This is a genomic window from Pseudomonas sp. 30_B, assembly GCF_017491605.1.
Lineage (GTDB): Bacteria > Pseudomonadota > Gammaproteobacteria > Pseudomonadales > Pseudomonadaceae > Pseudomonas.
In genome coordinates this window covers 1-430 of record NZ_JAFGYY010000409.1, presented here as the reverse complement: position 1 = coordinate 430, position 430 = coordinate 1, and the positions used below count along the sequence as shown (strand labels likewise).

Sequence of the window (430 nt, the reverse complement as noted above, 5' to 3'; positions counted from 1 at the left end):
GCATTACGGTGGGCAATGCGCTGCTGCCGGCCTTGAACAGCCTGGTGGGCGCGCTGATGGGGCCCATCGACAGCCTTGCCAATCTGGCCGAACGTTTCCCCATCGTGACGCAGGTGGTGGTAGGAACGGTCGGTGCCGTGCTGGGCCTGAAAGTGGCCACCATCGCACTCGGTTACGCGTGGACCTTCGTGAAGGGGCCGATCCTCGGAGCGCAGGTGGCGTTTCAATCGGCGCGGGCCGGTCTAGCGTTGTTGCAAGTGCAGGCGACGGCCACCGGAACCAGTGCGGGTATTCTGTCGCTCGCCTGGAGCCGCATTCAGACGGGTGCCCTCGGTTTGATCGCCCCGATCAAATCCGCTGCGCTGGCCTTCTGGGCCATGCTGCCAGCCATCGGTGCGACCACGGCAGCGCTCTTGGCCAACCCGATCAC

Annotated in this window: 1 pseudogene; it reads left to right on the top strand. The window is 65.3% G+C overall.

What is annotated here, in order from left to right:
• Positions 1 to 430, top strand: a pseudogene (locus J5M67_RS28910) (hypothetical protein); the annotation flags it as partial.